The 23,140-nt window shown below is 32.7% G+C and carries 23 protein-coding genes and 1 pseudogene; 4 read left to right on the top strand and 20 right to left on the bottom strand.

What is annotated here, in order from left to right; translation table 11 throughout:
- A pseudogene (locus BM077_RS06125) lies at positions 1 to 381 on the bottom strand (RNA-guided endonuclease InsQ/TnpB family protein); the annotation flags it as partial.
- Here BM077_RS06125 and BM077_RS06120 point away from each other — a divergent pair.
- Positions 359 to 502: a transposase gene (locus tag BM077_RS06120; RefSeq protein WP_089748735.1), complete on the top strand. Its 144-nt coding sequence runs from the start codon at positions 359 to 361 to the stop codon at positions 500 to 502. The pseudogene BM077_RS06125 and the gene BM077_RS06120 sit on opposite strands and share 23 nt — an antisense overlap.
- A 67-nt stretch (positions 503 to 569) precedes the next feature.
- Here the strand turns inward: BM077_RS06120 and BM077_RS06115 are convergent, their stop codons facing one another.
- The 7 genes from BM077_RS06115 to BM077_RS06085 form a co-directional block, all read right to left on the bottom strand.
- A complete protein-coding gene (locus BM077_RS06115; RefSeq protein WP_176941646.1) occupies positions 570 to 1,886 on the bottom strand; it encodes a TolC family protein in 1,317 nt (438 codons plus the stop codon).
- A 19-nt stretch (positions 1,887 to 1,905) separates the two neighbouring features.
- Positions 1,906 to 2,367, bottom strand: a complete 462-nt coding sequence (locus BM077_RS06110; protein WP_089748733.1) for a S1 RNA-binding domain-containing protein — start codon at positions 2,365 to 2,367, stop codon at positions 1,906 to 1,908.
- A 53-nt stretch (positions 2,368 to 2,420) separates the two neighbouring features.
- Positions 2,421 to 2,495 (bottom strand): SEC-C metal-binding domain-containing protein, encoded by a 75-nt coding sequence (locus BM077_RS14200; protein ID WP_089748740.1) that lies wholly within the window; start codon positions 2,493 to 2,495, stop codon positions 2,421 to 2,423.
- 192 nt (positions 2,496 to 2,687) lie between these two features.
- The gene (locus BM077_RS06100) at positions 2,688 to 3,452 is read right to left on the bottom strand and encodes an ATP-binding protein (RefSeq protein ID WP_089748732.1); all 765 of its coding nucleotides are present in this window, start codon (positions 3,450 to 3,452) and stop codon (positions 2,688 to 2,690) included.
- Positions 3,453 to 3,479: 27 nt separating this feature from the next.
- Entirely contained in the window at positions 3,480 to 5,405 is a 1,926-nt protein-coding gene (cooS, locus tag BM077_RS06095) for an anaerobic carbon-monoxide dehydrogenase catalytic subunit (RefSeq protein WP_089748731.1), read from the bottom strand.
- Positions 5,406 to 5,427: 22 nt separating this feature from the next.
- Complete coding sequence (locus BM077_RS06090) at positions 5,428 to 5,904, bottom strand: 4Fe-4S dicluster domain-containing protein (protein WP_089748730.1); 477 nt, start codon at positions 5,902 to 5,904, stop codon at positions 5,428 to 5,430.
- Between the two features lie 203 nt (positions 5,905 to 6,107).
- Positions 6,108 to 8,066 carry a sigma 54-interacting transcriptional regulator gene (locus BM077_RS06085; RefSeq protein ID WP_089748729.1) on the bottom strand — a complete coding sequence of 653 codons (1,959 nt, stop codon included), beginning with the start codon at positions 8,064 to 8,066 and terminating at the stop codon, positions 6,108 to 6,110.
- Between the two features lie 228 nt (positions 8,067 to 8,294).
- Here BM077_RS06085 and BM077_RS06080 point away from each other — a divergent pair, with 228 nt between their 5' ends.
- A complete protein-coding gene (locus tag BM077_RS06080; protein WP_089748728.1) occupies positions 8,295 to 8,837 on the top strand; it encodes a DUF3794 domain-containing protein in 543 nt (180 codons plus the stop codon).
- Positions 8,838 to 8,913: 76 nt separating this feature from the next.
- On the opposite strand, the gene BM077_RS06075 is transcribed toward BM077_RS06080, so the two are convergent.
- Positions 8,914 to 10,404 carry a sodium-dependent transporter gene (locus BM077_RS06075; protein ID WP_089748727.1) on the bottom strand — a complete coding sequence of 497 codons (1,491 nt, stop codon included), beginning with the start codon at positions 10,402 to 10,404 and terminating at the stop codon, positions 8,914 to 8,916.
- Between the two features lie 178 nt (positions 10,405 to 10,582).
- Here BM077_RS06075 and BM077_RS06070 point away from each other — a divergent pair, with 178 nt between their 5' ends.
- Positions 10,583 to 11,365: a DUF1385 domain-containing protein gene (locus BM077_RS06070; RefSeq protein ID WP_255361570.1), complete on the top strand. Its 783-nt coding sequence runs from the start codon at positions 10,583 to 10,585 to the stop codon at positions 11,363 to 11,365.
- Positions 11,366 to 11,421: 56 nt separating this feature from the next.
- Here the strand turns inward: BM077_RS06070 and BM077_RS06065 are convergent, their stop codons facing one another.
- From BM077_RS06065 to BM077_RS06025, 9 genes are all read right to left on the bottom strand, one after another.
- Positions 11,422 to 11,838: a ferritin-like domain-containing protein gene (locus BM077_RS06065; RefSeq protein ID WP_089748725.1), complete on the bottom strand. Its 417-nt coding sequence runs from the start codon at positions 11,836 to 11,838 to the stop codon at positions 11,422 to 11,424.
- A 218-nt stretch (positions 11,839 to 12,056) separates the two neighbouring features.
- Positions 12,057 to 13,070, bottom strand: a complete 1,014-nt coding sequence (gene splB / locus BM077_RS06060) for a spore photoproduct lyase (protein WP_089748724.1) — start codon at positions 13,068 to 13,070, stop codon at positions 12,057 to 12,059.
- The gene (locus BM077_RS06055; protein WP_089748723.1) at positions 13,067 to 13,555 is read right to left on the bottom strand and encodes a hypothetical protein; all 489 of its coding nucleotides are present in this window, start codon (positions 13,553 to 13,555) and stop codon (positions 13,067 to 13,069) included. The genes splB and BM077_RS06055 overlap by 4 nt, the downstream gene beginning before the upstream one ends.
- A 165-nt stretch (positions 13,556 to 13,720) precedes the next feature.
- Positions 13,721 to 14,947 (bottom strand): NAD(P)-dependent malic enzyme, encoded by a 1,227-nt coding sequence (locus BM077_RS06050; RefSeq protein ID WP_090095177.1) that lies wholly within the window; start codon positions 14,945 to 14,947, stop codon positions 13,721 to 13,723.
- 286 nt (positions 14,948 to 15,233) lie between these two features.
- Entirely contained in the window at positions 15,234 to 16,559 is a 1,326-nt protein-coding gene (locus tag BM077_RS06045) for a multiheme c-type cytochrome (RefSeq protein WP_089748720.1), read from the bottom strand.
- 70 nt (positions 16,560 to 16,629) lie between these two features.
- Positions 16,630 to 17,391, bottom strand: coding sequence for a class I SAM-dependent DNA methyltransferase (locus BM077_RS06040; protein WP_089748719.1), 762 nt, complete (start codon positions 17,389 to 17,391; stop codon positions 16,630 to 16,632).
- Positions 17,392 to 17,466: 75 nt separating this feature from the next.
- Positions 17,467 to 18,456 carry a M42 family metallopeptidase gene (locus tag BM077_RS06035; RefSeq protein WP_218124655.1) on the bottom strand — a complete coding sequence of 330 codons (990 nt, stop codon included), beginning with the start codon at positions 18,454 to 18,456 and terminating at the stop codon, positions 17,467 to 17,469.
- Positions 18,440 to 19,477 (bottom strand): M42 family metallopeptidase, encoded by a 1,038-nt coding sequence (locus BM077_RS06030; protein WP_089748717.1) that lies wholly within the window; start codon positions 19,475 to 19,477, stop codon positions 18,440 to 18,442. The genes BM077_RS06035 and BM077_RS06030 overlap by 17 nt, the downstream gene beginning before the upstream one ends.
- Positions 19,468 to 20,526 carry a M42 family metallopeptidase gene (locus BM077_RS06025; RefSeq protein WP_089748716.1) on the bottom strand — a complete coding sequence of 353 codons (1,059 nt, stop codon included), beginning with the start codon at positions 20,524 to 20,526 and terminating at the stop codon, positions 19,468 to 19,470. Before BM077_RS06025 ends, BM077_RS06030 begins: the two co-directional genes overlap by 10 nt.
- Positions 20,527 to 20,853: 327 nt before the next feature.
- Between BM077_RS06025 and BM077_RS06020 the strand changes: the two genes are divergently transcribed.
- On the top strand, positions 20,854 to 21,738 hold the full coding sequence (locus tag BM077_RS06020; protein WP_089748715.1) for a VanW family protein: 885 nt from the start codon (positions 20,854 to 20,856) through the stop codon (positions 21,736 to 21,738).
- Here the strand turns inward: BM077_RS06020 and BM077_RS06015 are convergent.
- On the bottom strand, positions 21,735 to 21,923 hold the full coding sequence (locus tag BM077_RS06015; RefSeq protein ID WP_089748714.1) for a hypothetical protein: 189 nt from the start codon (positions 21,921 to 21,923) through the stop codon (positions 21,735 to 21,737). The two genes, BM077_RS06020 and BM077_RS06015, sit on opposite strands and share 4 nt — an antisense overlap.
- Before the next feature lie 121 nt (positions 21,924 to 22,044).
- Positions 22,045 to 23,058 (bottom strand): hypothetical protein, encoded by a 1,014-nt coding sequence (locus BM077_RS06010; RefSeq protein WP_089748713.1) that lies wholly within the window; start codon positions 23,056 to 23,058, stop codon positions 22,045 to 22,047.
- Between the last annotated feature and the right edge of the window lie 82 nt (positions 23,059 to 23,140).

Below are 23,140 nucleotides of genomic sequence, written 5' to 3'. Positions count from 1 at the left end.
TCCTTCTCTAATTCTGGTAGCTAAGTTAGTAAATATTATTTCGCTTGGATTACTATTTAAATATTTAAAATTAGGTGGTTTTGGTTGACCTTGATATTTATTAGGATTATTATTGTAATCTTTGATTGAGTTAAAGTAACTTTTCCAATCTTGAGCTAATTGTTTAAATAGTTGTTGTCTATTATGGCTGTGTAAATAATCTGTATGCCAATTAGATTTAAAATTATTTTCTAATCGAGTATATACAGGTTTGACTTCTTCATTATTCTTTATTTGATAATTAACTGTATTATACAATTTTGAACAATGCCAACTTAGTTCTTTAACTATTTCTAATTGTTTATGACTAAAATTAGGTTTGAATTTAAAAGTTAATTTCATTTCTTTACACCTCCTCCATTGGGAATCTGCTTTTTGGTCTAGAAGCTATTGCGTTGTATCTACTGGTGGTGCTACCATAGAAACAATTAAAGAATCTATTGAAAATCAAGGAAAAAAGTAATTTTAAATTTACTCTCATCCGAAGCGAGAAAATGAGAAAAGTCTTTTTGATTTGCTGTTATTAAATTCTAATCAAATTCCAAGACTCCCAATAACTTAATTAATTCATACTTACTTAACAATAATTCATGCTCTTTTTCCTTTAGCCCAAGTTGGTCTTCTTTTATATCGAGCAGACCTAAATCATACTTTAACTGACTTAAATCTTTAGATATCAATTCTTCTTTACTACTTTCTAATTCTAACTTGCTTCTTTTTAATTTAAGTTTCTCTTCCTTTACCTTTAACTGATTAACTGTTATTTCTCCTACTAACTCACCAATTTCAACTTTTAATTCCTGAAGATACTCATCTTTTTCCCGATTTAGTGCTTCTAAATCTGCTGCTAATTCTTCCTGAGCTAATTTATCGTCACTTCGGTTAAATAATTTATCAGTTATATTTAATGCTACTTGCCACTCATCACTGTCAGAATCATAATCTGCATTAACATCTACTTTCGGTTTTTCTTCATCTTTTTGCCACTCTTCTTCTTTCTTTATTTGCTCTCGCTCTAATTGATGAACCCACAATTGCTTGCTATTTTCTATAGCTAAATCTAACAACTGTTCCCTATCCTGAAAAGTAGGTAGTTCAACTTCAATTTTAGCTATGGATTCTAAGTTAAATGCTTTGTCAGTCGCTACCTCTAAATTTTCATCTTTAGTTAAGCCTAATTCTTGCGACAGTTCTCTATAACATTTATGATAGTCATTCTTAGTTTCTTCCCAATACCGCTGTGCCTTAGTTAAATCTATTTTAGCCTTAAGTAAGTCTTGACGATCACTTTTACCTGTTTGATATGCTTCTTGTTCTTTCTTTAATTGCCTTTTACTTATCTCATATTTTTTCTCTTCAATCTCTCTTTCTATTTTTAGCTCAATTAAGCTAAAATAATCTGCTAAGCAATCTATTAATTTTTCCTCTCTTACTTGCCACAGTTTAACCCTTGCTTTAACTAATCTAAGTTCAGTCTTTAGATAATATTTTTCATTATCCCCTAATTCCAGAGGATAAATCTGTTCTTCTAGATTAACAGCAAAATTAATGTCATCTCTACTCAAACCATCTTCTAATAGATCATCTTCTTTTAAATAAAACTCTGGGGTGATAGTTAATCCTCTAGGGAATCTCTTTTCTAGTTCTAATGAAGCCATCCTTTTATTAGAAGTAGTTGTAGTATTATCACTGACAATTCTCCCTTCTAAATTAGCCTCCCATTCCCAATCATCTCTATTCTCAATTTCCTTCAATTTTCGCTGTAAACTGGCTACTTTTTCTTTCATTTTTACAATCTGATGATTTCTTTCTAAACCTATTTTAACAGCCTCAGCAAATGTTAACATCATTATCACCCCTTTTTGATTAAGTCAAGTTAATTCCTTCTTCAGTTATATCTATTATTCTTTCCTTATAAAGACCACCAATAGCTTCTTTAAAGCTCCCTTTACTTATTTGCAACTTTCTTTTTATCTCTTTAGGAGAACTATTATCATTTAAAGCTAAAAAACCTCCATTATTCTTTAATTCTTCCAGAATTTTTTGCTTTGCATCTTCTACTCTCCCATATCCTATTTTTCTTAAACTTACATCTATTTTGTTATCTTCTCTTATCTTTTTAATATATCCTTTAGTCTTGTCTCCAACTTCTAAATTTCTGTAAATATCATTTTCATATACTAGACCATAATATTTATCATTAATTATTACTTTTGCACCCAAATCAGTAAATTGGTCGACTACAATATCAACTTCATCCCCCTCACTAAATTCTACATTTTCGGGAGCTACTTCTATTTCCTCATTATTTATTTCTCTTCTTTTCATTTTTAACACCTCATCTAGTAATTTTTAAATCTAACCATGTTAATATTATAAGCTTATTTAAAAACAATATTAAGTTTATACTTCTCACCGCTTCCACATAGACAAGAATCATTCCTCCCTATTTTCATAAGATTAAAACTCCTTTCACGACAAATTATCGTTTAGCACCCATAAAAACTTAAAAATCAGTTTTTATTACTTAATTATTTCTTTAAAAATTATAATTCCCCTTTATAATTAGAATTGAAATTTTTTTACCATTATCAGAATCACCCTAACAAACATAAAAAGTGCCCACCTATGAAAAAGTGGGCACTAATTTAATCAATATTCTTTAAAATTGAATCAATCCTTACTAATAATGCTTCATCAGCAATGTCAAAGAGAGAAACTCCTCTTAAATCCGCTTCAATTACTTGGTCACTATAGGGAATGGCACCTACAAATTCAATTCCTTCTAAATTATCTTTAATTATTTTTATCTCTCTATCATTTCGCACCTTGCTTGCTACCCCATAGATAGATTTCACTCCAATATCTCTTGCCATATCCCTAACATTTTTAGCAGTCTGGATACTACGCATCCCGGGCTCAACAACTACTATAAAAGTATCAACACCTTTCCCTGTCCCTCGCGATAGATGTTCCAAACCTGCTTCCATATCAATAATGACCGCTTCATCACTCTTAACCATAAGATGATTGATCAGTCTTTTAATCAACTTATTTTCGGCACAATAACACCCTTCACCCCCAGTCTTAACTGTACCTACTGCTAAAAACCGAACTCCTTCGTGTTCAATAGCAAATCGATCTGGAATATCACTAACCGTAGGGTTCAGAACATATAACCCTTGGCCAACATTTTCACCGGTCCCCATCTTTTCTTCTATTAATTCCTCTAATTGAGCAATAGGCCTAATTTCATGCTCTTTTAAATCAATTCCTAAAGCAGTTGCTAAATTAGCATCGGCATCAGCATCTACTGCTAATACTTGATAACCTTGGGCGGCTAATCTTCTAGCCATCAACGCAGACAGAGTAGTCTTTCCTACGCCTCCTTTACCTGAAATAGCAATCTTCATCTTATCTACTCCTTTCTTACACCTAACCTACACCGCTTCCGACTGTACATCACTAATATTAAGGCCTTCACGTTTATCTTCAATAACTTTTATCAATTTATCAGTAGCTGCTTCTGAATCTTCTTCAACAATAAAGTACCCACCAAGTAATTCTTCTAATCCAGTTGTTAGGACTTCAGTGACAAAGGCACTACCTGTTACCGGTGGTGTCACTCCTACATGAACCGGTATTCCTAAAGTAGCTACCCAAGTCCCAATTGAGACTGCTTTTTCACTCATTAATTCTGGGGCAGAGGCTACTAACGGTAGTTGATCTAGATCTACTCCCAGTTCATTAGCAATACTTACGGCTAAATCTACCCCTCTACTATTATCTACACAAGAACCCATGTGCCATATAGGCGGCAATGGAGCATCAAGACCAGCCTGCTGACCTAGTGCTGTCAAGACTTCTTTTAAACTTTCTCCTGCATAATCGATTGTAGCTTGGGAACTCATCAAAGAGTTCTTAGCAAAAGCCCCAGCTGCACATCCAGTAGCTAAAACTAAGATATTATCTTGTATAAGTCTAGTTGCCATTTCATAGAAGTTCTTATCCTGAGTTACTTTAACATTATTACAACCAGCAAATAGAACTATTCCTTTAATATTCCCATTAACAATATTGTCGATTAAAGGTTGTAACGGCTGTTCTGAATTTATTTGACTTAATAGATCTACAACTGCTTCCTTACTAAAACCAGCTATAGTCTGACTTGTTTCGGTTGGAATCTCTACCTTCTCCACTTCTCTTCTTTTAAAAGCTGCAATAGCTTTTCGCACAATTAATTTAGCATTTTCTGTAACTTCCGAAGAATTTAATTCAACATGAGTAGCTCCAGGAATCTTAGCATCAGGCATAGTAGTAAATAGTTCGGTATGATAACAATCACTTATCTTAGCCAAAGAAGGCATAATACACTGTACATCGACTACCATTGCTTCTATAGCTCCAGTTAGGATCGCCAATTCCTGCGATAAATAATTAGTTGCCAATGGAATACCTCTTCTTAAAAGCACTTCATTTCCTGTACAACAAACACCAACAATATTGATTCCATCTTTTGCTCCTGCCTGAATAGCTTCCTCTTCTAATTCATCTGCTACATCAACGATTATCTCACTCAATAGTGGGTTATGACCATGTACTGCAATATTGACAGCACCTTCATTAATTACACCTAAGTTAGATTCACTCACTACTGGTTCTGGAGTTCCAAATAAAACATCTGATAAGTTAGTAGAGATCTGCATCCCAGTATAATCACCCAAGCCACACTTCAAACCGGCTAATAATAGATTTAACGGGTCAGCATCTGTTCCAACATGAGTTCTAGACATAATATCAGTTACTGAAGATTCAATATTATTTAATGCAATATCTAACTCTTCTAATCTTTCTAAGCGAGTATCTGTTATAGTATTGGCTAGCCAATTACAAGGTTCATCCTCTATACGACTATAATCACCTAAAGTCTTATAAGCTACTTCTTCAACCAAATCCTCCTCACTCTTTCCCTCAACCTCATTAATCCCTATCTTTTTAGCAATATTCTTCAATTTCGCAATATCTTTTACCTGATAACTATCCACTTCATTATGTGCTACTTCTAATAATGTTTTAGCAATCTCCTTACCGTGAAGTGAATGGGCCGCCGTTCCGGATGCAATCATCCTTACTAAGTTACGAGCTACAATTGTATCTGCACTAGCACCACAGATACCTTCTTGCGGTCCAGCTCCATAAGGATCGATTCGACAAGGGCCTTTGATACAAAGTCGACAACAGATTCCCATCTCTCCAAAACCACACTGTGGCTGCATCGCTTCATAACGATCCCAAACTAAATCAATCCCTTCTTCTTCTGCCTTATTAATTAAAGAATGGTCAGAACAACTATAACATTTATCCATTAGTATCACCTCTTTTAGTATTTTAATTCTTCTCTAATCCTAAAGCATTAGTTGGACAAGCTGAAAAGCATGCTGGATCCTTTCCAACTTCTTGGCGATCCTTACATAGGTCACATTTCTTGGCTACCATTTCTGTTTCATCACCAACTAACTTTTCACCTAAAGTAATTACTTCGTAAGGACAAGCTTTAATACAAAGCTTACAAGCAACACATTTATCCTCATCTAAAATTATAACTCCATCTTCTCTATCAAAGGCATCCACCGGACAAGCCTCCATACATGCTGCTTCTTTACAATGACGACAATAATTAGGCTCTTTAACCCCTTCATTATTGATAATAAATATACGTGGATTCACCTCAATATTTAACTCATTAACTCTCTCCAAACCAATATCTTCAACTTGTCTTCGAGCACAAGCCAATTCACAATTCTTACAACCTTTACAGAATTCAGCATTACCACTAATAAATTCAATATTATTTCCTTCTCCCACTTCTCTTCCTCCCTTCTCGCATTTCAAAGTTTTATTCTTTATTTTTTGATATTGTTCGCCTTATTGTATTAAATATTGCAAATTTTATGCCAAAAAGAAAGAGCCCATTTTCTTAAGGAAAATGGGCTCTTTTGATTAATTATTCATTTTTGTCTGTCAAAATATTTGACAGTGTAAATGTCAAATTGACAATTATATGGAGATTAATAATCTATATCATATTTATTGAGTTTGTTATAAAGTGTCTGCCTAGATATTCCTAGCTTATTGGCTACTTTTGTTTTATTATGGTTATCCTCTTTTAAATACTTAATAATTAACTCTTTTTCTATCAGCTTAATCTTTCCTTCACCTTCATCCCCTATATCATATTTAAGCTCTTCTACCTCTTTATGATTATCAGTTTTCTTCAACTCTTCTAATATGTCATTCTTTTTAATCACCCTATCTTCAGTAGCAATCATAAGTCTCTTTAATACATTTTCTAATTCTCTTATATTGCCTGGCCAAGAATAATCTATTAATTCCTTCATTCCCTCTTCATTAATCTCTTTAATATTTATTCCTGCTTCCTTACTAAATTGAAGTAGAATATCATCAACCAAAGAAGGAATGTCCTGCCATCTTTCACTTAAAGAAGGTAAAGTTATATTAATTACATTTAAACGATAATATAGATCCTTTCTAAATCGACCTTCTTTAACCATTGCTTCTAAATCCTGATTAGTAGCTGCAATAATCCGTACATCAACCTCTTTGGTCTCTGTACTACCAATACGTTCAAACTTCTGTTCTTGTAAAAAGCGTAACAATTTAGCTTGCATTTTAATTGGTACTTCAGCAATCTCGTCCAGAAAGACTGTACCTCCATCGGCTTCCTCTATCTTACCGACCTTACCACCTCTTTTAGCTCCAGTAAAAGCTCCTGATTCATAGCCAAATAATTCTGCCTCAAAGAAGTTTTCAGGAATAGTTGTACAATCAATATAGAGAAAAGAATTATGGCTACGAGGCCCCTCTTGATGCATCCTTTTAGCTAACATCGTCTTACCAGTACCGCTCTCTCCTCTTAATAGAACAGTTGCATCAGTTTTAGCCACTTTTTTAGCATACTTTATTATTTCTTTCATCTTATCACTAGTCACAATCATATTATCAATTAATCTTTCTTTATTCTTCTGCTCTGTTACTTTATTCTTATAATACTTCATCTCTTTCTCTAAGAAAGTCATCTTATCTAATAATAACTTAATAAACTGCGACTCTACAGGAATTAGCTGTCTAATTACACCCTCTTCTTCCTTAAGTGGAGTTTCAAAGACAATATATGCCCCTTGGTCATTACTTTCTTTCCAAACCGCAGGTTCGTAACTATTTAACACTTCTTGATACTTAGTCTGCCAATTTAAATTCTTAATACTCCTCTTCTCAACCTCATAGATATTCTTACCTAAGAATTCTAAATAATTATCATTAATCTTAGTAACAACTCCATTACTATCAATTACTGCTAAACAATTAGGAATACTATCTAGAACTGTTTCGTTAAATTCATTTATCTCTTTTACATTCTTTAAAGCTTTATCTAACTGATTATTGACATTGGAAAAGCATTCTGTTTTATATTCAGCCTCTTTATACTTCTTAGCTAAATTCAAAGAATGTAAAGTTAAATCAACTACATTAGTTTCATTTTCACTAATATCATGACTAATCTTTTTCTTTGATTCTAGTTGACTATCTTTAATTAACTCAAATTCACAAAAATTATCACCTAGTCCACAGCATCTAGTTTCAACCGCTTCCACTTCCTGATTAATAATTGTACTTACTGCTCCACTAATTATTCCTGCTTCAAAATGACAGATATTCTTACCGATATAATCCATGCTACTACAAGTAAAACATTCATATAACCTAATAATTATCTTTTCTTCAGAAATTAAATTAACCCTGACTTGTCCAAGGCCTAACATCGATAATTTTTCAGTTAGTTGGTCATAACTACTAATATTTAATCTACTACCAATATTCTTAGCCGTATTATAGTACATCTCTTCTATAACAACATTTGACTGCTGTTCTGAATTTAATATATTAAGTGCATCTTTAAGATTATTCTCTAAATTACTATAAGTTTCAAATTCATTTTTAGCAAACATTGAGTTCTTCCTCCTTGATTCATAGCTTTTAAATAATTAATCATTTAATTCTCTTATTTAGCACTCCTATGTCGATTATATCAGAAATTTGTCGTTAGTTCATCCCTTAACCAAACATTTATAAATTATTTCTCAATTACTATTTTACAAATATATCTCGTGTTGTAACATTTTGGTATCATAATCATATATTATATTAAATCTATTAAACAAAGGAGGAATTTATTCATGTCTTATAAGAATAAGTACAATGATCAATATAAGAACAAATGCAAAAAGAAGTTCAAGAGAAATCAAAAGCAAAAACCACTTTTCAGTTGTGAAAAATTTAAAGTGTTAAAGGTAATAGGTGAGGAAGTAGTGCAAGTTGTTTCTGATTCAATAGATGAATTAGACTTTCCAGCACAAGAAGTCTTAGATGTAGACTTTGAATTAATTAATACTGAAGATCATATCTTTACTGATAAAATTGTAAAGCAAGGTACTATCCGCAAACGAATCGAATATTGTGATATAGATGGGATCATTCGTTGTGAGTTTGTAGACATTCCTTTCACTGCAACTGCTGAAATCGATGGCGTAGACCCAGATTTAGAATTAGAAATTCAAAATGAACTCATTCTTGCAGAGACTGACTTTAATTTAATTAATCCTACTACCTTAAATGAAAAAGTAGTATTTGAAATTAAAATTAAGGTAAGTACTTGGGTACAGAAAAAATTAAAGGTATGTAATACTAATATAGTAAGTCACAATATAATCTCTAATTAAGCCATCAATTGAAAAACGGTCCCTTGCAAGGGACCGTTTTTACTTAGGATCAATATCCAAAACTACAAATCAATATTTACTTATCAAGTAATCTTCCATTATATTTGCTTGGCAATAAATTAAGAATAATAGAAGTTATCAAAAGTGCTCCCGCTACTATCCAACCAATCTTTAACCCACTTAGCGGATAGCCTCCATACGGCTGTTTGAATTCTGTAATCAATGACTGTCCTAACATTACTATTAAGAATAATGGAGTTACGTATTTAATCATAATATCCCACCAATTTCCAATCTGAAAGTTAGAAATGGGATTAAAGAAGTTACGCAATCTTTCTGCACGATAGTACCAACCTAAAATAATTGCTTCTAACATTCCGATGATAGCCACTCCAAACTGCATATTGTAGTGATCAATTACATCTAAGAAATAGAGCCCAGCTCCAGTAGTAAAGATAATACTACCTAAAAAGCCTAAACCACACACAATAACCGCCGCTTTCTTTCTACTTAAACCAAACTTATCCATTAACGGTGCTACTACCGCTTCCACCATAGAGATACTAGATGAAATTCCAGCAATTGCTAAAGCAAGAAAGAAGATAACACCTAAAGTAGTTTGAAAAGTCGGTAACATGTTAATTGCTTTTGGAAAAGCTACAAAAGCCAAACCGATACTCTGCGCTACTACGTCTTGAATTGGCTGACCAGTCTCCGCTGACATATAACCAAGAATACCAAAGACTCCAATTCCAACTATAAAACTAAATCCACAATTAGCTAAACTAGTAATAAATGCATTATTAACTACATCTGACTTCTTTGGTAGGTAGCTTGCATAAGTAATCATAACGCCAAAACAGATACTTAAAGTAAAGAAGATCTGACCATAGGCTGCTAACCATACCTTAGGGTCTAATAAAGCTGTAAAGTCAGGCTCTAAAAACTTATTAATTCCTTCCATAGCACCTGGTAATGTAATACCGCGAAAAGTAATAATTAACATTAAAATCGCTAAAACAGGCATAAATATCTTAGACGCTTTCTCTAAACCAGCCTCAATTCCATTATAAATAATAACAAAATTAATAATCCAAACTAAAACCACCGTTCCTAATATCGACCCATTAATTCCACCTATTTCACTTAAACCCGAAGTTAAACCTAAGTGGGTCCCATAAAGAAAAGACTCCGGATTACTACCCCATGCTTGTGTAAATGCATAATAAAGATACTTAAAACTCCAACTAATAATCACCGAATAATAAGTGATTAAGACAAAAGTAACCAATGTGGACCACCAACCAACCCATTCCCACTTCTTATCAACTTTAGCAAAAGATAAGATAGATGAACCTCGCATCTTCTGTCCAAAACTAAATTCAAGAATTAATAATGGAATCCCTGTCGTTAATAAGGCAAAGAAGTAAGGAATTAAGAATGCTCCTCCACCATTCTCATATGCCACATAACTAAAACGCCAAATATTCCCTAATCCAACTGCTGAACCGATCGTCGCTAAAATAAATCCAAGTCTTGACCCCCATTGATTATCACTCTGCTCCATACTCTACTCCTCCTTTTACTATGTTTAATTACTATATAATGAAAAATCACCTTCAAATATATCAGTTTTATACTCTAATGTCAAGTAAACTCGAATTATGAATTAGCACAAACTATTTATCAATAATAGTTGACAATTAAAGTAAAAGCTAATAAACTATTGATAGTCGGAGGTGGCAATGATGAGAATTGGAGGAAGAGCATATAAAAATGGTGTTCGCCTTTTTGGACAAAGATATTCTGTTAAAGCTTATTATGAAGATGATCAATTAAAATATGAAATTGGTGAAAATACCTTAATTAATAATAAATTATATCTCTTAGCAAAAAAAATACCATTTCTCAGAGGTATGATTAGTATTATCTTTTCACTTATCTTCTTTCTTAAAGAAGCAATCCAAAAACCAAAAAAGTTTTGGCCTATCTTAGTTATAATCATCATAAATATCGGTTTAGAAATCTATTTTCGATTACAACCGGATAATATGATAGGGAGTAGTCTATTCATCACAGTTTCACCTTATATGCTTCCTATTTATTTATTTGGTATCGCTTGTTTAGTTATGTTACTAAGAATGACCATCTTAAAAGAAATATTTAAATTCCACGGTGCAGAGCATAAAGCTGTTAATTATTACGAATCTAACTACCAAGGTAGATTAAGCTCCCATTCAAGATTAGCAAGACGATGCGGAACTAATCTCGTCGTTTTTTATTTATTGGTCGTCACTATTCTAGAAACCTTAGGTATAACTTTTAATGTCTATTTAGAAAGTTTAATTGCTATTGGTATAGCTTACGAAATAATCTTAATTTCACCACAGCCTATTCTCTCAATACCTTATCTAGTACAAAGATTTACTACTATCGAACCGAGTCCAAAACATCTGAATGCTGCTAAAACAGCATTAAAGATCTTAATTAATATGGAAAAAGGAGAAAAATTACAGATAATAGCCTAAAAAGATCCTCACTGGATATCCAGTGAGGATCTTTAAATTCTAAGCTAACTATTAATTTAGAAATAACGTTCTAGTAAACCTTTTAATGCACGAGCATGGCGAGCTTCATCTTTAGAAGATTCATCTAAAACATCATGTGCCGGGTCAATACCAGCTTCTTTTGCTGTAACTGCACCTTCTCGTTTACCTTTATTGGCCATCTGTTCTCCTTTTAACATCTTCTCAATGTTTTCTTTAGTACTTTCAGATATCTTACCATTTAACTCTGCAAATCTTGCAGCATGAGCAGCTTCCTCTAGAGCTATTCTCCTTAATACTTCAGCCACTTCTGGCAATCCTTCACGCTGTGCCTGTCGAGCCATTGCTAAGTACAGACCAACTTCCATTGACTCCCCTTTAAATTCATTATTAATAGCTTCCTCTACTTCAGTTCCCTTAGTCACACCCAACTTGTTCTCATTAATTAAATCCATAAATAACTCCTCCTTTAGTATTTTGATTCTATTAAGTTTATTATGTAAGTTTAAGAATTAATCAGTAATAGTAATAATTACTGATTACATGTATAATTATATATAACTAACTTAATTTTGTCAAGACTTATCATTAATTTTTTTCTTGAAATTTTGTCGAATCTTTCTAATACTCTATTATATACATTTAATTAATAAATTATAATGCCAAATAAAAACTAAGTAAAGTAATCAATCTTAGCATTAGGAAACTTAATCTCAATCTGTTCAGTAATAAAACGCTTTAATTCATCAGCAACCTCATCTTGATAAACATATTTACCAAACCCCTTGTGCTTAGACTTTTCTTTATCTAACTTTAACTCTGTATCAGGATACCTTGCTTCAATAAGATTTTTAGAACGAGTACTGAATCTAAACATAATTAATTCAAAAGTTAAATCATCTTCAATTGACTGGAAACAAATTTTTACCACTCGATCTAACATTTCCTTATAAGCATCTTTCCAGCCATCGTGAGCAATAATCGGAGCAATCATAAATCCAACTGGATAACCGGCTTTTTGTAATTTATTTGCTGCTTGCAATCTTAAAGTTAAGGAAGGAGTAAAGTTCTCAAAAGTCTTAATAACATAACTAGAATTAATACTAAATCTAAACTTGATATTTTCATTATGCTCTAAATTCAAAAGAGAATCTACATTATCAAACTTAGTAGCTACCCTTAGCTTGGCATCTTCTCGTTTAGCAAAGAATTGGACCATTCTCTTTAACGCCCCAGTAATATGTTCAACTGCGACTGGATCAGAAGAGCTACTGGCTTCAAAAGTAGTAATCTCTTTATCATTCTTCTTAATATGTTTCTTTATTGCTTCTAAAATCTCTTCTAAATTAACATAGACTCTAACATATACCGCTGAACCTAAATTAGTTGCTAAATAACAATACTCACACTTTGCAGGACAACTAGTACTTGTCACTACCCGATAATCAGCTGATGGTTGACAAGATTTAAAGTTTAGCGTCTTCTTAACGCCTACCACTAAAGTATTCTTAGCTTTTTCAAATAATTCTAGTGGTGTCATCTCCTCTTCCCACTTAACCCTATTATGTGATTCAATCATTCTAATAGGTACACCCTTTGATTCATATTTATTCTTAATTTCTCTTCCTAATTTATAGTCTAAGGCCGCCTCTTCTATTAAGACTAATTCGGGCTCAAATGGTTTCATATTTTAACTCCTTCTTCCAATTCAAATTCCGTATCACTTAAATCATCAATTAATATCTGATACAATTTATGGGCTTTCTGCCCTTTAAAAAACTCAAAATTGAGAATATAATTACAATGTGGACAGGTATCAACAATTACAATTTCCGTTGGAGGAACTGGATTCTCTTTAATATAAATTAGACTTTGATGAGGCAAACGAACAATTCGACAACTTTCTGATAAGTTAGTATCACAAGAAGGACAGGCAGTATACTTCTCTTCTATTTTAGAAATAACAGTAGCTAATTGATCAGTCTTTAAGTTAGATAGTAAACATTTTTGTTCATCAATAATCTCTCTAGTAGTCTCTAACAATAACTCTTCATTACTAAATCCTAATTGGTCAGAACAAACATCTTCTGTATCCCTATTTAATTCATCTAATAATTTATGAGCTTCTTGTAATTCAATTGTTACCTCTTTTATTAAACGATCAATTAACATTTCTTAACTTCAACCCCTCAATCAAAATATCAATTTTATGAATCTGTAATTATTATTCTGATTAATTAAAGAAAATATTATACTTTTAAAAAATTCCTTAATTACACATAAAAACATCTGCATTAAAATGCAGATGTTTTTCTATAATCTTTCATATCTTAAATTTTAATCTAATAAATGTTCTACCACTTCTAACGGTAAATCTTCAATTTCTTCTTTAATCTCTAACTCTTCTTCTTTTCTTACATCCTTTTTATTAACTTCCTTAATAACCACTTCAGCTATTTTATTAGCCACTTCTACATCAAATGGAGAGGGAAGAATTTTTTTAACTGTAACTTTCTTTACTAAATTAGCCAAAGCCTTAGCTGTAATAATCTGAATACTTAAAGATAAATTGGTAGCTCTAGCAGCTAATAACCCTCTAATTAAACCAGCAAAGACTAATTGATTATTGATTTGATTACTATCTTGCCCAAAAGCGGTAGCTACTATCTTTGCGCCACCTTCTTTAGCTAATTTCGGTTCAATCTCCGGTACCGGTGTAGCCAAAGCAAAAATAATTGGATTCTTTCTCATCTTCTTAATAAAATGCTGTTCTAATACATCGCCTACGGAGACTCCAATAAAGACATCAGCATCAATTAAAGCTGTCTCTAAACTACCAGATTTAATATTCACTCTAGAATTCTTAAGCATATCACGCTGAGCAAAATTTAATTTTTTACTATTTAAAGTTAAGACCCCTTCTTTATCACATAAAACTACTTCCCCTATGTCAACTGCTAATAATAACTTAGTAATTGCCAATCCTGCAGTTCCTGCCCCATTAATAACAACTTTCAATTCTTCTAAATTCTTATCAACTATCTTTAAAGCATTATATAAAGCCGCTAATACTACTATTGCTGTCCCTTGCTGGTCATCATGATAAATAGGAATTTCTAATTGACTCTGTAACCTCTGTTGCAGTTCAATACATCTTGGTGCAGCAATATCTTCTAAAAAAATAGCACCATAAGTAGGAGCTAACCCCTTAATCATAGTTACTAACTCTTCAACTCCAGTCGCATCCAAACAGATAGGAACTGCTTCTACCTTTCCGTGTCGTTCTAATAACCTTGCTTTACTCTCAACTACTGGCAAAGCTGCCTTAGGATCTACTATGCCTAAATCTAATACTGCTGAGCCATCGGAAATTACAGCTACTCTCTTACCCTTATTAGTATACTTATAAACTTTATCAAAATTTTTCATGATCTCTGAAGATTGTTTAGCATAATTAATCTGTCTATCTTTCTTCGTTTTTTCCTTCTTCTTGGTCTTTCGTAATTTTTTTTCCTTTTCCTCTGGAGTTTCATAACCCATTAAGGCATCCTCTTTAATAATCATCTAATTAGTATCCCCCTTAGAAGTTACAGGTATTTAAAGTCTTACTTTATCCTATGATTACTTTCTTCATTTGAGATATAATTCCTGCAAAAAGAATAAAATCATCAATTTATTCCAAATGATTAATAATTATATTACTAAACCAGAAAAATATAACAAATATGCTAAATTATATACTTGCAATATTTTAACCACAAAAAGATCATTTTATTGTTAAAAATGATCTTTTTGTGGTTTTAAGCATCTATAATATTTTTAATCAAAGCTTAGCTTACAAGTATTCATTCTATTTAAAGATAGCATAAATAGCGGCTAATAAAGCTAAGACAGCAATCCCAATTCCTAAATAAGGAATAGCAGATAAGCTTTCAGCAGCAGTCTTATCTTCACTGCCTCCAGTAGCTTTAATTTCAGCTACCATATCATTAAATTCAGCTTTATTTTTAGCTAATTCATAAAATCCATGCCACTGAACATAATCCGGTCCCTGCATAAATGCCCCCATCCTAGCTCTTCTACCTTCATGATGCCAAAGCTCAAAATACTGATAGTCTATTGCTTCATCAAACTTCTTTTTAGTAATTAAACCCCTTTCTTTCAAGTCATTATACGTCTTAGTTACTGGCTTATAATACTCTTCATTATATAACTCAACTACAGCATCAGCTTGTGTATACATTCCGTCTACCCATTGTGAACTATGACATTGACGACAAACTTCTTTCATCTTACTTCTTTCTTCTTTCCAATTATCAGTATGACTAGATAATGGTGTTTCTAACTCCCAAGAAAGTCGTTCACTGATATTATGTGTTTCTTCAGTATCCCCTAATCCAGACATATGACAAGTTGCACAGGTAGGGGCTCGATAGTTCTCTACTCCCCATTCTCCAACCGGAGCAGTCCAGTTCCATTTATCTCCTTCAGCTGAATAAATGGCACCATGTTTTGATTCCTGATAGATCTCTTTTTGTGGATGATCAGGTCCAACATGACAGGTATAACAAGCTTCTGCTCGTCTTGCTTCTTCAATTGAAAAGACATGTCGAGTATGGCAAGCCGAACAAGTTCCTCTACTACCATCAGGATTAATCCTTCCAATTCCAGTATTAGGCCAAGTCATCGGGTCTAACTTACCATTCTCTAAAACCTTAACTCGACTACCATGGCACTGTTCACACCCAGCATGACTCGATGCTTCCCCTTGAACTTTATATGCTAAATAATTTGGGTCTTTATTCTTCTCCTCAAAAGCAATTACAAATTCTGCCCCTTTTTCATGTAAACTATTATTAAATTCTTCTACGTGCTCTGAGTGACACTTAGAGCAGTCTTTTGGTGAAACTATCGGCGAAATATATACATCATCATAATGTTTTTGCGCGTCTTTATCACTCTTCTTAGCTTGATGACAGGTATAACAGCCTACTCCGTTCTTTGAATGTTTACTCTTCTCCCATTCATCAATAATATTTGGAGTCTGTCCTTGATGACAACTTAGGCATTTATCATCTTTCGCCTGGGCTAAGGTTAATTGAGATGTACTTAATAGAATGATAATTAACAGTAAAATAATCATGAAACCCTTATTGAATCTGAATTCTGATTGCAAAGTATCTCCTCCCTCATAGTTAGATGCTTTTCTATAATATTTACTAACTAAGAAGAATTTATGTATATATTTAATTTTTTTCTACTATATACATAATTCGTGAAGAATTATAACTCGGTTTCTGCCAAGTAAAGGCCTCATAATAATCAACTACTTTAAATCCAGCTTTTCTCAAAGCCATTAATACATCACCTTCTGAATAATGTTTCTCTTTATGTACCTCTTTAAAACGTTGGTATAGTCCATCCTCTCCCTTAATAAACCCAGTCAAATCAATCGTCCAAATATCAGTTAATGGATCATAATCAGTCTGCCACGCCAAAAACCTTTCTTCTTCATCAATAATCGTTACTCCTTCTTCCTCCTCAGCTTCTTGAAAACGATTAACTGAATTAAGGTCAAAAATAAAATAACCTCCATCAGCTAAATTATTATATACTGAACTAAAGACTTTAGATAACTCCCCCAAAGAAAGTATATAATTCATACCATCATGATAACAGACAACTAAGTCTACTTCTTCTGGTAAGGATAATTCTTTCATATCCTGCTTTAAAAATGTTATATCCATATCAAAAGCTTTTACCTTTTCATCGGCTATCTCTAACATATCCTTAGAAATATCAACCCCATAACTCTTAATACCTAGCTTAGCAAATGGAATTGTAGTCTTTCCCGTCCCACAGGCTAAATCCGCCACTTTATTAGGTTGAAAATCTATCTTATCTAAAATCTTTTGTATATATTTAAACCAGTCATCATAATCAATTTCAGCTACTAAATAATCATAAATATTAGCTAATTCCTGATACTCTTTCTGAGCCTCCCCCATTGTTCACTACTCCTCTCTTTTCAGTACCTATAGCTTAAATTTATTAACTGTCAATTCTCAACTATTAATATCATCTCATTCAATCTCTTCTTGTAAAATAGCACTTAATAACTTCACACCATACTCTACATCTCCACAATCAACCATCTCACTTGGAGTATGAATATAACGAGCTGGAATCGATAAGACTCCTGTTGGAACTCCGCCTCGAGTTAAGTGAATACTCCCAGCATCTGTACCACCAAATTCTAAGACTTCAAATTGATAAGGAATTTCTTCACGTTCTGCTACTTTTACCATCAACTCTTTAACCTTAGGATGAGTAATTAAAGAGCGATCTTTAATTTTAATTGCTGGACCTTCTCCCAAAGAAACCGCCATAATCTTTGCTTCTGGAGTATCCCCAGTAGCTGTCACATCCACCGCAATACCAAAATCTGGAGCAATACCAAAAGCTGAAGTTTGGGCACCGCGAATCCCGACTTCTTCTTGCACAGTAAAGACAAAGTAGGTATCATTTGCTACCTCTTTTAAGCCTTTAATCGCTTCTATTAATATTGCACATCCCACTCTATTATCTAATGACTTAGCTACCAATCTCTTATCTAAATCAGAAAATTCACGTTTATAAATAGCTACATCTCCAATCTGAACCTTTTCCTTTACCTCTTCTTCATTACTTAGACCAATATCAATATACATCTTACTTAACTTTAATTCTTTAATACTATCTAATTTCTCCTTATCAATCACACCTTCAACACCATTGCCAAAGATAACTCTTTCTCCTAATAGAACATACGGTGATACCCCACCAACATTAGAGAACCTAATAAAACCATTCTCATCAATATGTGTTACAATCAAACCTATTTCGTCCATATGAGCAGCTAACATCACCTTTTTATCACTATTACCGCTCTTAAAAGCGATCATATTCCCCATCTTATCTATTTTAACTTCATCTACTAAACTTTCTATTTCATTCTTAATTAGCTCTGTCACGTTCTTTTCATGTCCCGATGGTCCATAAGTTTCAGTCAACCTTTTAATTATCTTTTTCAAAGTTAAAACCTCCTGACGATAATCTTTTACAGAATTCATTAAGTAAATTCTTAGTAGCCTCATAATCATCTAAATTTAATAGAGAGGCTGGTGAATGAATATAACGAACCGGTACCGAAACAACCGCTGTTGGAATACCTTCCTTTAAAAGATGAATACGTCCTGCATCAGTTCCGGCTGCCGTTGAACGTCTAAATTGATAACCTATATTTGTATCTTCCGCAGTCTCAATAATACTTTGCATCAAACCCCGATTAGGAATTATTGTCATGTCCATCATTGTTAATGCTGGCCCTTCTCCTACCGTTGTAGAATAAACATGTTCCTTACTACCAGGTACATCAGAAGCTGTCGTGCCTTCTATTACTATCGTTAAATCTGGGTTAATATCATAAGCTGCTACCCCAGCACCTCGCAATCCTACTTCTTCTTGAACAGAGAATACACCATATAAAGGAAAATCGTAGTCATTTCTTAATAATTCCATTAGAACTGAACAACCTACCCGATCATCAAATGCTTTTCCTTTCACTGTTTTCGGACCTAGTTGAGAAAACTTAGTAGCAAAAGTAGCAGTATCACCAATATTCACTACTTTTTTTGCTGCTTTATCATCTTTGGCGCCAATATCAATATATAGTTGTTTAATCTTAAGTGGCCTCTTTCTTTCGCTAGGTCTTTGTAAATGAATAGCTTTAGCTCCAATCACCCCAGGTATCTTATCCTTACCGACTACTACCTTCTTAGAAACTAAAACTCTTTTATCAATACCACCAATTGGTTTAAAGCTCAACAGACCATTCTTCTCTACCTTAGTAACCATCAAACCTATCTCATCCATATGCGCCGCCAAAAGTAATGTTGGCAATGAAGAATCTCCTTCTTTATGCACAATTAAATTGCCTAAAGCATCTGTCCTTATTTCATCAACATGCTCTTTTATCTCTTCTCTAATTAAATCCCGGATTTCATATTCCGCACCGGAAACCCCAATAGCTTCTGACAATTCTGCTAAAAGCATCTTAACCCCTCCACAAATTCAGAGTCAACTTGACTAATAAAATTAGCTAACAAACGTCCACCTTTCTTAATGTCATTCAGGTCTAAAGTTTCTACTGAAGTATGCATATACCGTAATGGAATCGAAACTAAAGCAGTAGGAATCCCACTCCTGGTAACCTGAATCGCAAATGCATCTGTTCCCCGCGGGCTAGTAGAAGTTCCTATCTGATATGAAATATCAAATTCTTGAGCTATTCTTTTCAATTTCTTATGCAACTTAGGATGAACTTGTGGTCCTAAAAAGATTACTGGTCCCTCTCCTAAATTTGCAGTCTCCTCATCAGAAACTCCAGGCATCTCTCCATGACAGACATCGATAGCAATCCCAATATCAGGAACAATACCATAAGTACTAGTAGTAGCTCCTCTAACTCCAACTTCTTCTTGAACTGTTGCTACCCCATATACATCTGATGCGTGCTTTAAACGCTGTAATTCCTTCAAACATTCTAGAACCATAGTTACTCCAGCTCTATCATCTAAAGACTTACCACTAACTCTATTACCTTCTAAATCACAAAATTCTCTAGTAACTACTATTAAATCACCAACCTCAACTAAGCCCTTTACCTCTTTAACATTTCTCCCCAGGTCTATATACATATCTTTTAACTTTATTGCTTGCTTCTGCTCTTTCTTATCTTGAACATGAGGTGGTTTAGCGCCTATAATTCCCTTTACAACTTCTTTCCCATACACTAATACCTCTTGACCTACTAAAGTTCTTTGGTCAATACCTCCAACTGTAGTAAACTTCAAAAATCCTTTCTCATCTATCTCTTTAACCATTAGACCTATTTCGTCTATATGAGCTGCTAACATAATTTGAGGCTTATCAGACTCTTTACCTTCTCCCCGCTTTAAAGTAATTAAATTTCCTAAAGCATCAGTTCTGCTTTCGTCAATATAATCACCAAAAACCTCTTTAACAGCTTTTGTTATTTCTTCCTCTGTCCCAGATACTCCTGTCTTATTAGATAAACTCTTTAAGAAATCTTTACTTTCCAAACTTAATCCTCCCTCCAAAAATAAATTAATACTTGTGGCTGAATAATTAATTATACTCGAAATTTAATTATGTAATCTGCTTACTTAAAAAATTACCAACTTAACTCAATCATTCTCCAAAAGGCAAAATAATCCTTTAAAATATTAAAAAGAAGACTTTAATTAAGCTTTTCTTTCAATATAGACTAAAAGAACATCTTTAATCATATTATAAATTTAAAATCAAATATTAGATTTTAAATTGACGAATATAAAATTAACGTAATACTGATAATAAAATTAATTATATGAAATTCTAAAACAAATAATATGTAAGGAGTTTTTATAATGAAGAATAATATCTTACAAAGTATAATTTTAACTATTCTCTTATTAATTATTCCTATTCTAATCGGTAATTTAAATTCCACAATTTATTATCAACAAATAGTAGAACCTGGTGTTAAATTAGAAAATTTAAAATTGACACCATTGAACCACAGAGAGTTAATAAATTTTTTGCAAAAAATAAAAGAAAAACAAGAAAGAAGAGCTCAAAATGCACATTTAGCTCCTAATAGCACAAAAGTTATTCCTGAACAAAATGGTATCACGTTTAATATTAATCAAACTGCCAATAAACTATTAACAGCTCAAACTGGAACTAAAATTAGCCTAAATACAATTCAAATTAGACCTAAAATCACTACTAAGTTCATAACTAATAATAAAAAAATATGGATAAATTTCAAAAATAATAGCTTCAAATTAAAGGTAAGTCTTCTCAGCACTTATACAACTCCCTTAAATAATGACCAATCTACAAGGGTTAATAACATTCAAGTAGCATTAAATAATTTAAATGGTTTAGTCATCAATCCAAAAGATAAATTCTCCTTTAATAAAGCGATTGGTAGACTTAATGCTAAAAATGGTTACCAAAAAGCCCCCGCAATCATTAATAACGAATTAAAATTAAAGTACGGAGGAGGAGTCTGTCAAGTTTCTTCAACCCTTTATAATAATTTATTAAATGCAAATTTAGAAATCCTTGAAAGGCATCCTCACTCTCTTCAAGTCAATTATGTTCCTCCAGGCAAAGATGCTACAGTTGCTCCTGGGTTTAAGGATTTAAAATTTAGCAATAACAAAAAATTTCCTATTACTATTTTAGGAGAAATTATAAATAAAAAAGTAGTCATTTTTCTCCTTAAGGTTCATAAAATCTCTTAAGGAGAATTATGACTACAACCACAGCCCTCTTCTTCATCAGAATAAACAGTTTGAAAACTAAATATCTCTTTACAATCCTTACAAAACCACTTCTCACCTGTCTTCTTTTTGTGGCAACAACCACCAAGAATATCTTCTTTAAAGTATGTATTCTTTGACCCACAATGATAACATTTAATTCCCATACCCTATAATATCCTTTCTTTTAAAATTAAGATTATAATTTAAATCTAAAGAGTTATTTCTTCACAATTACAACTTAAGAGTAGTGTACTCCTCATAAATATATATTATGCATCAAAAGAACTATATAAGATAGAATAAAATTATTATTAAAATAATTAAGATAGAAAACAAAAAGAGTAATGACCTAGAGATATCTAATTGAACCATAGTAGTTGATAACTCTTTAGCTTCTTGGTTATTATTATTTTTATTTAACTCGTGAGCTAAAGCCAATTTAACCTCACTATCAATTAATAATTTACCATAAATATTTGGTCCAAATTCAATCATTAAAGTATAACGCTTTGAATCTTCATTAAAATAGATTTGATCAATAACACCGATAGCTATTTGTTGGTCTTCAGTACTAATCAAATCTGCTAAATAACGTCCTACCTCACGGCGGTCTACTATTCGCACCAATAATTTATCTCCAACTTCTAAATCTCCTGCTCTAATACCTTTAACTGCAGAAATAATTGGAGTACATTTTAAATAAATTGATAATTCAGTCTCCTCATCTTGAACCGTCTCCTCTAAATCACTTTCATATGTAATTTCAATTAACTGCTGTACTTGTGCTTTAGTCATCAATTCACTTTCAACCATTACTTCTACTCGTTTATCAAAAATTTCATTTAGAATATCTTCCACCATAAACTTTGTCTCTTGTATTTCTTCTTGCTTTGTCTTAGTAAACAACTCAAAAACATCTGCAGAATTTAAATTGTCATGGAAAGCCTGCTGAACATTACTATCATATGAACTATTACTTTCAGATTTAATCTCTTCAATAGTCTGATTAAAAGCCTGATTACTAATTCCTAACCCTACGTCATCACGATGATAACTACACGCAACACCTAATTTTAATAAATCTCCATTCTTACCATCAGCAATTATACTCACTAGTCCATACATCTTGTTTGAAGATTCTGTTTGAAATTTTATTTGTAAAGTAAAGAAGGACTTCTCTACATATTCTACCATTTGCAACGCTTGTTCAAGATCACCTTCTGCTAAATCTAAAGCCAACTTCGCTTCCTCTTCATCAAGACTAGTATTATCCTGTATCACTTTTGATTTAGAATCCATTTATTTATCCCACCCTTATTACGCTCCTTAAATGTTATATTGTATTTCTCTATTTTTCTACAATATTCCTTTATTAATAGTC

The sequence above is a fragment of the Candidatus Frackibacter sp. WG13 genome (genome assembly GCF_900114655.1).
In the GTDB taxonomy this organism is placed as follows: Bacteria; Bacillota; Halanaerobiia; order Halobacteroidales; family Acetohalobiaceae; genus Frackibacter.
The sequence above is the reverse complement of the archived record's forward strand: the minus strand, read 5'-3'. Positions and strand labels throughout refer to the sequence as shown.

Bases quoted from the DNA above. Each gene is read 5' to 3' on its own strand.
- BM077_RS06115 (WP_176941646.1), bottom strand. From the start codon at position 1,886: ATGTTAACATTTGCTGAGGCTGTTAAAATAGGTTTAGAAAGAAATCAT.
- BM077_RS06110 (WP_089748733.1), bottom strand. From the start codon at position 2,367: ATGAAAAGAAGAGAAATAAATAATGAGGAAATAGAAGTAGCTCCCGAA.
- BM077_RS06100 (WP_089748732.1), bottom strand. From the start codon at position 3,452: ATGAAGATTGCTATTTCAGGTAAAGGAGGCGTAGGAAAGACTACTCTG.
- cooS (WP_089748731.1), bottom strand. From the start codon at position 5,405: ATGGATAAATGTTATAGTTGTTCTGACCATTCTTTAATTAATAAGGCA.
- BM077_RS06085 (WP_089748729.1), bottom strand. From the start codon at position 8,066: ATGTTTGCTAAAAATGAATTTGAAACTTATAGTAATTTAGAGAATAAT.
- BM077_RS06080 (WP_089748728.1), top strand. From the start codon at position 8,295: ATGTCTTATAAGAATAAGTACAATGATCAATATAAGAACAAATGCAAA.
- BM077_RS06075 (WP_089748727.1), bottom strand. From the start codon at position 10,404: ATGGAGCAGAGTGATAATCAATGGGGGTCAAGACTTGGATTTATTTTA.
- BM077_RS06070 (WP_255361570.1), top strand. From the start codon at position 10,583: ATGATGAGAATTGGAGGAAGAGCATATAAAAATGGTGTTCGCCTTTTT.
- BM077_RS06065 (WP_089748725.1), bottom strand. From the start codon at position 11,838: ATGGATTTAATTAATGAGAACAAGTTGGGTGTGACTAAGGGAACTGAA.
- splB (WP_089748724.1), bottom strand. From the start codon at position 13,070: ATGAAACCATTTGAGCCCGAATTAGTCTTAATAGAAGAGGCGGCCTTA.
- BM077_RS06055 (WP_089748723.1), bottom strand. From the start codon at position 13,555: ATGTTAATTGATCGTTTAATAAAAGAGGTAACAATTGAATTACAAGAA.
- BM077_RS06050 (WP_090095177.1), bottom strand. From the start codon at position 14,947: ATGATTATTAAAGAGGATGCCTTAATGGGTTATGAAACTCCAGAGGAA.
- BM077_RS06040 (WP_089748719.1), bottom strand. From the start codon at position 17,391: ATGGGGGAGGCTCAGAAAGAGTATCAGGAATTAGCTAATATTTATGAT.
- BM077_RS06030 (WP_089748717.1), bottom strand. From the start codon at position 19,477: ATGCTTTTAGCAGAATTGTCAGAAGCTATTGGGGTTTCCGGTGCGGAA.
- BM077_RS06020 (WP_089748715.1), top strand. From the start codon at position 20,854: ATGAAGAATAATATCTTACAAAGTATAATTTTAACTATTCTCTTATTA.
- BM077_RS06015 (WP_089748714.1), bottom strand. From the start codon at position 21,923: ATGGGAATTAAATGTTATCATTGTGGGTCAAAGAATACATACTTTAAA.
- BM077_RS06010 (WP_089748713.1), bottom strand. From the start codon at position 23,058: ATGGATTCTAAATCAAAAGTGATACAGGATAATACTAGTCTTGATGAA.